The organism is Klebsiella sp. 18074 (assembly GCF_902705905.1).
In the GTDB taxonomy this organism is placed as follows: Bacteria; Pseudomonadota; Gammaproteobacteria; order Enterobacterales; family Enterobacteriaceae; genus Klebsiella; species Klebsiella terrigena.
Window position 1 is genome coordinate 26,027 of record NZ_CACSIS010000040.1, and the last position, 7,298, is coordinate 33,324.

The 7,298-nt window shown below is 58.9% G+C and carries 7 protein-coding genes; 5 read left to right on the forward strand and 2 right to left on the reverse strand.

What is annotated here, in order from left to right:
• The first annotated feature begins 27 nt into the window (after positions 1 to 27).
• Positions 28 to 1,410, forward strand: coding sequence for an amino acid permease (locus GVK32_RS26185; protein WP_159873575.1), 1,383 nt, complete (start codon positions 28 to 30; stop codon positions 1,408 to 1,410).
• A gap of 36 nt (positions 1,411 to 1,446) precedes the next feature.
• On the forward strand, positions 1,447 to 2,172 hold the full coding sequence (gene folM, locus GVK32_RS26190; RefSeq protein ID WP_159873577.1) for a dihydromonapterin reductase: 726 nt from the start codon (positions 1,447 to 1,449) through the stop codon (positions 2,170 to 2,172).
• Here folM and GVK32_RS26195 read toward each other — a convergent pair.
• Positions 2,169 to 2,504 carry a GlpM family protein gene (locus GVK32_RS26195; protein ID WP_045858494.1) on the reverse strand — a complete coding sequence of 112 codons (336 nt, stop codon included), beginning with the start codon at positions 2,502 to 2,504 and terminating at the stop codon, positions 2,169 to 2,171. The genes folM and GVK32_RS26195 overlap by 4 nt on opposite strands.
• A gap of 127 nt (positions 2,505 to 2,631) precedes the next feature.
• Between GVK32_RS26195 and rstA the strand changes: the two genes are divergently transcribed.
• The 3 genes from rstA to tus all read left to right on the forward strand — a co-directional run bounded on the left by rstA (position 2,632) and on the right by tus (position 5,670).
• The gene (rstA, locus tag GVK32_RS26200; RefSeq protein WP_041145801.1) at positions 2,632 to 3,348 is read left to right on the forward strand and encodes a two-component system response regulator RstA; all 717 of its coding nucleotides are present in this window, start codon (positions 2,632 to 2,634) and stop codon (positions 3,346 to 3,348) included.
• A gap of 15 nt (positions 3,349 to 3,363) precedes the next feature.
• Entirely contained in the window at positions 3,364 to 4,665 is a 1,302-nt protein-coding gene (gene rstB / locus GVK32_RS26205) for a two-component system sensor histidine kinase RstB (protein ID WP_132509987.1), read from the forward strand.
• 72 nt (positions 4,666 to 4,737) lie between these two features.
• Positions 4,738 to 5,670, forward strand: coding sequence for a DNA replication terminus site-binding protein (tus, locus tag GVK32_RS26210; protein ID WP_159873579.1), 933 nt, complete (start codon positions 4,738 to 4,740; stop codon positions 5,668 to 5,670).
• Here the strand turns inward: tus and fumC are convergent.
• Positions 5,660 to 7,060 carry a class II fumarate hydratase gene (gene fumC, locus GVK32_RS26215; protein WP_123708133.1) on the reverse strand — a complete coding sequence of 467 codons (1,401 nt, stop codon included), beginning with the start codon at positions 7,058 to 7,060 and terminating at the stop codon, positions 5,660 to 5,662. The two genes, tus and fumC, sit on opposite strands and share 11 nt — an antisense overlap.
• Positions 7,061 to 7,298: the final 238 nt, after the last annotated feature.

The window sequence follows — 7,298 nt, forward strand, 5'->3', positions numbered from 1 at the left end:
CTTCACGGTTGTCACTTCGGGATTGCAATGGAAAAGAGACTGGGCCTTAGCGCCCTGACCGCCCTGGTTCTCAGCTCAATGCTGGGCGCAGGCGTATTCAGTTTGCCGCAAAATATGGCCGCCGTGGCCAGCCCGTCCGCCCTACTGATCGGCTGGGCCATTACCGGCGTGGGCATTTTATTCCTCGCCTTCGCCATGCTCCTGCTGACCCGCATTCGCGCCGATCTCGACGGCGGTATTTTTACCTATGCGCGCGAAGGATTTGGCGAACTGGTGGGCTTCTGCTCCGCCTGGGGCTACTGGCTGTGCGCGGTCATCGCCAACGTTTCCTACCTGGTTATTGTCTTTGCGGCACTGAGCTTCTTCACCGATGTTCCCGGCTCGATCGTTTTTGGCAACGGCAATACCTGGCAGGCAATCGTCGGGGCATCGGTTCTGCTGTGGGTGGTCCATTTTTTAGTGCTGCGCGGCGTGCAAACGGCGGCGGGCATCAACCTGGTCGCCACCCTGGCCAAGCTTATTCCGCTCGGCGCCTTTATCGTTCTCGCGGCGCTGGCCTTCCGTTTAGAGACCTTCACGCTTGATTTCAGCGGCCTGGCGCTCGGCGTGCCGGTGTGGGAGCAGGTGAAGAATACGATGCTGATCACCCTGTGGGTGTTTATCGGCGTAGAGGGCGCGGTGGTGGTATCGGCGCGCGCGCGAAATAAGCGCGACGTTGGCCGCGCGACGCTGCTGGCCGTACTTTCGGCGCTGGTAGTTTATCTTCTGGTCACGCTACTCTCGCTGGGGGTTGTCGCCCGTCCGGAGCTGGCGGAAATGCGTAATCCGTCGATGGCCGGGCTGATGGTCAGAATGATGGGCTCCTGGGGCGAGGTGATCATCGCCGCCGGGCTGATCGTTTCCGTCTGCGGCGCCTATCTGAGCTGGACCATCATGGCGGCGGAAGTTCCCTGGCTGGCCGCCACCCACAAAGCGTTTCCGCGCCTGTTTGCCCGGCAAAATCGCCACAATGCGCCGTCTGCTTCGCTGTGGCTCACCAATATTAGCGTCCAGGCCTCGCTGGTACTGATTTGGCTAACCGGCTCGGATTACGGTACCCTGCTCACCATCGCCTCCGAGATGATCCTCGTTCCCTATCTGCTGGTCGGCGCCTTCCTGCTGAAAATTGCCGTACGCCCGCTGCATAAGGCCGTGGGTATCGGGGCGTGCGCTTATGGCTTATGGTTATTATATGCGTCGGGCCCTGTGCATTTATTGCTGTCGGTGATACTTTACGCTCCGGGTCTTCTGGTTTTCCTGTACGCCCGCCGTACGCACCAGCACGATCGCATGCTCAAACGCCGTGAATTAGCCTTAATTGGTTTGTTGCTGGTTGCCGCCGTACCGGCAACGTGGATGCTGGTGGGGTAAGCGGTGGCCCTGCCGCGGAACTCAAAGGAGATACCCATGGCTGAACTACAGCCTCGCCCGGTCCTGATTACAGGAGGAGCTCGCCGAATCGGCCTCGCTCTGGCACAGCATTTTCTTCAGCAACAGCAGCCCGTCATCGTCAGCTATCGTACCCACTATCCGGCTATTGACGCGCTGCGTACGGCCGGCGCCGTTTGTCTGGCGGCGGATTTCAGCACCGACGACGGGATTTTAACCTTCGCCGAAGCGGTGAAGTCTCACGCCAGCGGCGGCCTGCGCGCCGTTATCCATAACGCCAGCGGCTGGATGGCGGAAAAACCGGGGACGCCGCTCAGCACGGTGCTTGCCAGCATGATGCAAATTCACGTCAACGCGCCCTATCTGCTCAATCACGCCCTGGAAGCGCTGCTGCGCGGCCACGGCCACGCGGGCAGCGACATTATTCATATCACTGACTACGTGGTTGAGCGCGGCAGCGATAAGCACATCGCCTATGCCGCCAGTAAAGCGGCGCTGGATAATATGACCCGCTCCTTCGCCCGCAAGCTGGCGCCGGAAATAAAGGTCAACGCCATCGCCCCCTCGCTCATTATGTTTAATGAAGGCGACGACGCAGAATATCGCCTGCAGGCGCTGGATAAATCGCTAATGAAAATCACGGCAGGCGAAACGGAAATTATCGAACTGCTCGACTATCTCTTCAGCAGCCATTTCGTCACCGGACGCTCGTTCGCCGTCGACGGTGGCCGCCACCTGCGCTAGTGGAAACGACTCCAGCCGAGGATCAGCAGCCAGGCACACAGACTCCAGCACACAACAGCGCCCGCCAGCGCGTAAGGCAGGCGCATCGTTGCGGTGAAATACCAGAGCGACAGCAGGTAGATAAAATAGGGAATGATTGACCACATCCCAAATACGATAGTGGTGCGCAGGGCTTCAATCCCGCGCTCGCTGGCGACAATATAGTGAGCGATCAGGGCGAATGTCGGAAATAGCGGAATGAGCCCGGCAATATAGTAATTTTTGGTTTTGGAAAGTACGCCAATCAGTACCACCACCAACGCCCCGAGCAGCGCTTTAATCAACAGCCCCATGCCTTTTGCCTTAACATTTAAACAACAAGTTACGCCAGCATAGCGGAAGAACATTTGTTTATAAAAGAGTAATGGCAGGCAATTTGCTGGCGGTGTATGTTTAACCTTTTACATATACATATAAAATATGAATAAGATCGTGTTCGTTGAGGATGATCCGGAAGTTGGCGCGCTGATCGCTGCTTATCTGGGTAAGCATGATATGGACGTGGTGGTTGAACCACGCGGCGACCGGGCGGAAGAGGTTATTGCGCGAGAAAAACCCGATCTGGTGCTATTAGATATCATGCTGCCGGGCAAGGACGGGATGACGCTTTGCCGCGACCTTCGCGGGCAGTGGCAGGGTCCCATCGTGCTGCTGACCTCCCTTGATAGCGATATGAACCATATTTTGTCGCTGGAGATGGGCGCGAGTGATTATATCCTCAAAACCACCCCACCCGCCGTGCTGCTGGCGCGGCTGCGGCTACATTTGCGCCAGCACGTTGCCGTTCCCCTCACCTCCGCGCCCACCTCGCTGACGCCGCATAAAACCATCGCCTTTGGCTCACTCTCCATCGACCCGGTGAACCGCCAGGTGCTGCTCGCCGGCGACAGCGTCGCGCTCTCGACGGCGGATTTCGAACTGCTGTGGGAGCTCGCAACCCACGCGGGACAAATTATGGATCGCGATGCGCTGCTGAAAAATCTGCGCGGCGTCACCTACGACGGTATGGACCGCAGCGTCGACGTGGCCATTTCCCGCCTGCGTAAAAAGCTTCTCGATAGCGCAACGGAACCCTACCGTATCAAAACGGTGCGCAACAAAGGCTATCTGTTTGCCCCCCACGCCTGGGACAATTAATTAACGGGTCCGGCTATGAAAAAGCTGTTTGTGCAGTTTTACCTCCTGCTGTTCGTCTGCTTTCTGGTTATGACCATGCTGGTCGGCCTGGTGTATAAATTTACCGCCGAGCGGGCGGGCCGCCAGTCGCTGGACGATCTGATGAAAAGTTCGCTATATCTGATGCGCAGCGAGCTGCGGGAAATTCCGCCGCGCGACTGGAGCAAAACGCTCAAAGAGCTGGACCTCAACCTGTCGTTCGATCTGCATATTGAACCACTGAGCAAATTCAAGCTGGCGGAGAGCTCAATGCAGCATCTGCGCGCCGGCGATATCGTCGCCCTCGATGATGAGTACACCTTTATTCAGCGTATTCCGCGCAGCCACTACGTGCTGTCGGTGGGCCCGGTGCCCTATCTCTATTTTTTGCATGAGATGCGCCTGCTGGACGTCGCGCTGATGGCCTTTATCGCCATTTCGCTGGCGTTCCCGGTCTTCGTCTGGATGCGCCCGCACTGGCAGGATATGCTGCGCATCGAGACCGCTGCCCAGCGCTTCGGCGAAGGGCATTTTAGCGAGCGCATTCATTTCGATAGCATGTCCAGCTTTGAGCGGCTCGGCGTGGCCTTTAACCAGATGGCCGATAATATCAACGCCCTGATCGCCAGCAAAAAGCAGCTGATCGACGGCATTGCGCACGAGCTGCGCACGCCGCTGGTTCGCCTGCGCTACCGCCTTGAGATGAGTGAAAATCTCACCGCCGCCGAATCACAGGCCCTAAACCGCGATATCGGCCAGCTGGAAGCCCTTATCGAAGAGCTGTTAACCTACGCCCGCCTTGACCGGCCGCAAAACGAGCTGAGCCTGACCACCCCCGATTTCCCGGCCTGGATTGCGGCCCACGTGGAAGATATTCAGATGGTTAACCCGCAGCGCGAGGTGACACTTCACGAGGTGGTGGCCGGAGACTACGGCGCGCTGGATATGCGCCTGATGGAGCGCGTGCTTGATAATCTGGTCAACAACGCGCTGCGCTACAGCAGCCAGCGAATTCAGGTTAGCCTGACGCTGGCGGGATCGCGGGCGACGCTGCAGGTCAATGACGACGGTCCTGGCATCGACCCCGCCGAGCGCGAACGCGTGTTCGAGCCGTTTGTCCGGCTTGACCCCAGCCGCGATCGAGCGACCGGCGGCTGTGGGCTCGGGCTGGCTATCGTCCACAGCATCGCCCAGGCGATGTCCGGCGAGGTGAGCTGCCGCACCAGCCCGCTGGGGGGCGCCTGCTTCAGCTTTAGCTGGCCTATCTACCACCAGCTGCCGAATTTTACCTCTGGCTGACCCCCTTGCGCAGGTGCTGCGGCCTGCGTATAGTTAAAAACCGATTAGTATGTTGTAACTAAGGTGGCGCAGATGGCAAATTACGACCTCGTTGAACGACTCAATGGCACCTTTCGCCAGCTTGAGCGGGAGCTTCAGGAGCTGAAGCTGGCGCTAAGCCGCTGTCGCCTGCTTGCCGCGCGGGTATTTGAGCTCCCGGCGGTGAGTAAAGACGCCGAGCACGATCCGCTTGAGACGATTCAGGTCGTGCAGCATATCGGTAAAACGGCGCTGGAGATGGCCCTCAGGCACTACGGCCATCTGTTTATCCAGCAGCAACCAGAAAGCCGTAGCAGCAAGGCCGCGGTGCGCCTTCCCGGGACTATCTGCCTGCAAACCAGCGCCGAGGAGCAGGCCGACCTGCGGCAAAAAATCGCCAGCATCAACGCGCTAAAGGCCGCCTTCGAAAAAATCATTACCGTCGATTCCGCCCTCCCCGCCGCGGCCCGCTTTGAGTGGGTGCATCGTCATCTGCCGGGGTTAATCACCCTTAGCGCCTACCGCACGCTGACGCCGCTGTTCGATCCCAGCACCATCCGCTTTGGCTGGGCCAATAAGCATGTGATTAAGAATTTAACCCGCGATGAGGTGCTGATACAGCTGGAAAAAAGCCTGCAGTCGCCGCGCGCGGTTCCGCCGTGGACGCGCGAGCAGTGGCAGAGCAAGCTGGAGCGGGAGTATCAGGATATCGCCGCCCTGCCGCAGCGGGCAAAGCTGAAGATTAAGCGGCCGGTGAAAGTCCAGCCTATCGCCCGCGTCTGGTACGCTGGCGAGCAAAAGCAGGTGCAGTACGCCTGCCCTGGGCCGCTGATTACGCTGATATCCGGTAGCCAGGGTGTTAGCGTGCCGGATATTGGCGAGTTACTGAATTACGATGCCGACAACGTGCAGTATCGCTATAAACCCCAGGCGCAGGCGCTCCGTCTGCTGATCCCGCGCCTGCACCTGTGGCTGGCTAGCGAGTAGCCATGCTGCCGACCATCTCTTCTGGACGCACCCAGCTGTCGAACTCGGCTTCCGTCAGGTAGCCGAGCGCCAGCGCCGAGGCCTTCAGCGTCAGCCCCTCTTTATGCGCTTTTTTGGCAATTTCCGCCGCTTTGTCATAGCCGATGTGGGTATTCAACGCCGTCACCAGCATCAGAGACTCGTTAAGCAGCTGGTTGATGCGCTCCCGATTGGGTTCGATCCCCACCGCGCAGTGTTCGTTGAAACTCTCCATACCGTCGGCCAGCAGCCGCACCGACTGCAGGAAGTTATGGATAACCATCGGGCGATAGACGTTAAGCTCGAAGTTGCCGGAAGCGCCGCCGATATTCAGCGCCACATCGTTGCCCATCACCTGGCAGCACAGCATGGTCAGCGCTTCGCACTGCGTCGGGTTGACCTTGCCCGGCATAATCGATGAACCCGGCTCATTCTCCGGAATCGCAAGTTCGCCGATACCGCAGCGCGGGCCCGAGGCCAGCCAGCGCACGTCGTTAGCAATTTTCATCAGCGACGCCGCCAGCCCCTTCAGCGCGCCGTGGGCGTGGACCAGCGCGTCGCAGGTCGCCAGCGCCTCAAACTTATTCGGCGCGGTAACGAACGGCTGGCCGCTACTCTGCGCCAGCTCTGCCGCGACCCGCACCGCGTATTCGGGATGGGTGTTCAGTCCGGTTCCCACCGCCGTACCGCCCAGCGCCAGCTCGCTCAGATGCGGCAGGCTCAGCTCAAGGTGGCGGAGGTTATGTTCGAGCATGGCGACCCAGCCGGAGAACTCCTGCCCCAGCGTCAGCGGGGTGGCGTCCTGCAGGTGCGTGCGGCCGATTTTAACGATATCGCTGAACGCGGCGGATTTATCGCTGAGCGTTTTTCTCAGCACGTTAAGCTGGGGAATGAGTGTCTCCCGCAGCGCAATAATGGCCGCCACGTGCATCGCCGTCGGGAAGACGTCGTTGGAGCTTTGGCTCTTGTTGACGTCATCATTCGGATGCACCTTGCGCTCCATGCCCCGCACGCCGCCCAGCAGCTCGCTGGCCCGGTTCGCCAGAACCTCATTCATATTCATATTGCTTTGGGTGCCGGAGCCGGTCTGCCAGATAGCCAGCGGAAATTCTGCGCTATGCTTTCCCGCCAGCACTTCATCAGCGGCCTCGACGATGGCCTGCGCTTTTTCGCCGGCCAGCAGGCCTAAATCCTGATTCACCTTCGCCGCCGCGCGCTTGGTTAACGCCAGAGCGTAGATAAGTTCGCCCGGCATTTTTTCCGTTGAGATACGGAAATGCTCCAGCGAACGCTGGGTTTGCGCGCCCCATAGCCTGTCGGCAGGGACATCAATCGCGCCCATAGAGTCTTTTTCACTGCGATGCGTTGTCATTACTGTCTCCTTGAATAAAAAGTAGGTAATTACGACAAAGCCCACTGGCTTAAAAGCGTTAAGTATTGGTCAGATTTATAATTAGTTTTAGTCGTTCGTGCCGCTAAGCGGCATAAATAACCGCTCTGAGGAGCACAACAGCGGCGGGTAAGCAGTGCCTGCCGGCAGATTAACCGGCAGGCACTCACCCAAAGGCGGGGACGCTTATTTCACGCAGCGCGTGCACTGCGAGGTCTGG

What these genes read in the sequence shown, in the direction of transcription:
- GVK32_RS26195 (WP_045858494.1), bottom strand. Translation starts at nt 2,504, where the DNA reads ATGGGGCTGTTGATTAAAGCGCTGCTCGGGGCGTTGGTGGTGGTACTG.
- rstA (WP_041145801.1), top strand. Translation starts at nt 2,632, where the DNA reads ATGAATAAGATCGTGTTCGTTGAGGATGATCCGGAAGTTGGCGCGCTG.
- folM (WP_159873577.1), top strand. Translation starts at nt 1,447, where the DNA reads ATGGCTGAACTACAGCCTCGCCCGGTCCTGATTACAGGAGGAGCTCGC.
- GVK32_RS26185 (WP_159873575.1), top strand. Translation starts at nt 28, where the DNA reads ATGGAAAAGAGACTGGGCCTTAGCGCCCTGACCGCCCTGGTTCTCAGC.
- rstB (WP_132509987.1), top strand. Translation starts at nt 3,364, where the DNA reads ATGAAAAAGCTGTTTGTGCAGTTTTACCTCCTGCTGTTCGTCTGCTTT.
- tus (WP_159873579.1), top strand. Translation starts at nt 4,738, where the DNA reads ATGGCAAATTACGACCTCGTTGAACGACTCAATGGCACCTTTCGCCAG.
- fumC (WP_123708133.1), bottom strand. Translation starts at nt 7,060, where the DNA reads ATGACAACGCATCGCAGTGAAAAAGACTCTATGGGCGCGATTGATGTC.